The organism is Acinetobacter rongchengensis, from assembly GCF_003611475.1.
In the GTDB taxonomy this organism is placed as follows: Bacteria; Pseudomonadota; Gammaproteobacteria; order Pseudomonadales; family Moraxellaceae; genus Acinetobacter; species Acinetobacter rongchengensis.
Map to the genome: position 1 here is coordinate 1 of NZ_RAXT01000128.1, position 1,878 is coordinate 1,878.

General features: G+C 37.0%; 1 protein-coding gene. It reads left to right on the forward strand.

All coding sequences use genetic code 11. The features are described 5' to 3' along the window. Nucleotides 1-640 precede the first annotated feature (640 nt). On the forward strand, nucleotides 641-1,612 hold the full coding sequence (locus D7V20_RS18960) for a replication initiation protein (protein WP_120385383.1): 972 nt from the start codon (nucleotides 641-643) through the stop codon (nucleotides 1,610-1,612). Nucleotides 1,613-1,878: the final 266 nt, after the last annotated feature.

Here is a 1,878-nt window from a genome sequence, read left to right on the forward strand (position 1 = left end):
TTTTCTCAATAGTGATTTTCAAAGGAATGTTTTTTATTAGATTGATGCTCAAAATGGGATTTCATAATAAGCAGTTCCGAGATTCGACTTAATGGGGTTTTCAGTCGGGTGAAATTATTAGATTTTCAAAAATAATAATTAGCGAGTGTCTACGAGCGACACAATGAAAGTTCGCTTATTCCCCCCTTGAAAAACCGCTTTTAAAAATACTGGCTGCTCGATAATTTTTACTATCGAGGGCTTTTGCTTTTGAAAAAACACGAGCGAAGCGAGTTCATAGTCGCTTTTGCTTTTTTCTGCTTTTGGTTCTCAATGATCATTTGAAAAAAAACAGCCCCTCAACCGAGCTTTAGCGAGGTTAAAACGTCCGAGCTTTAGCGAGGGCATAGGGCTGTTTTTCGTGAAAAAACCGCTTTTCTTTTTTTCTTTTTTTCTTTTTTTCTTTTTTTAGGGGGTCTGAAAGCCTTGCTGTGTAAGGCTTTCACGGGGTCAAATAGGAGAAAATAACGGTCAAATAGGAGAAAATAACGGTCAAATAGGAGAAAATAACGGTCAAATAGGAATATTTTGACATAAAAAAGAGTATTTTATTTAGCTCCTAGTTGTGTAATACTTGCTCAAAATCCAACTAGGTTTTGTCATGAAAGAAACCAACCAAATTGTCAAAAAATCAAATGATCTAATCACAGCAAAATATCGACTAACGATCATTCAGCAATACGTTTTGCACAACGTTATTTCCCAAATCCACATTGAAGATACAGACTTTAAAAAATACGAGGTGAATGTTCGTAGCATTGCCGAAAATCACGGTATCGACACTAAAAATGCGTATCGCTACATCAAAAAATCAGCCCTAGAGTTAAATAAACAACCAATCATCATTGGGGATGAGATCGAGGGCATAGCCCTGAATTGGTTTTCATCGGTACGCTACAACAGCAATCGAGGGACATTACTTGTCGATTTTCACCCCGACTTAAAGCCCTATCTGCTTCAACTGCAAGGCTACTTCACGCAATATGAAAATAAGAATATTCAGCGATTTAAGTGCGTTCATTCCCTGCGTTTTTATGAGTTTCTCAAGCAAAAACAGAACCTAGGGAAAGGCAAGGAGTTCTACGTTGAACTGACACTTGCGGAGATCCGTTCAATGTTTTGTTTTTCAGATAGTGAATACAAAGCGAATAAGGATTTAAGGGTCTATGTGATTGAACCAGCACTCAAAGAAATCCACGAACAAACCGATTTAAGCATCACAGATACTCAATTTTTGAAGAAAGGACGCTCGATCAATTCGGTTTACATCACAGCCAAACCCAAAACAGCATCAAAAACGGCAAAAAACAGCGATTCTGGCGTTTCTAAGCAAAAAACCGTAGAAATCCCTACCAACATCGTAAAACAGCCTGAAAACGCAAATGTGAGCGATTTACAGCACAGGGCGAGCAAGATTACAGGATTAATCATGTCTAATCGGTTATCAGATCGGTTTAAACAGGGTGATGAGTCAATTATGCAGATGATGGCTCGTATCCAAAATGAGATCACAACCGATGCAATAGCCGACCAATGGGAGAATAAATTGGAGGAATTTGGCGTAGTTTTTTAATGATTTCTCAAAAATAGTAAAATTCTATTGTCATCGAGCAATATTAAAAAATTGTCATTAAGTAATATTCATTTTTTTGGATTGTCACTGAACAATATTAATTTTTACTGAACGCCTTTAAATTAAAGGGTTTTGTGCCAAAGGCACTTTAAAAACGGCAAAGCCGTTATTTTTGGACTGAATCACCTAAAATTGTCATCGTGCAATTTTGGGGTTCCTAGGTGACGGAATTTGAGTATTGTAGATTCTTAAAAGGATTCTAAGAT

Excerpts from the sequence above, each read along its gene's own strand:
- D7V20_RS18960 (WP_120385383.1), top strand. The coding sequence starts at position 641 with ATGAAAGAAACCAACCAAATTGTCAAAAAATCAAATGATCTAATCACA.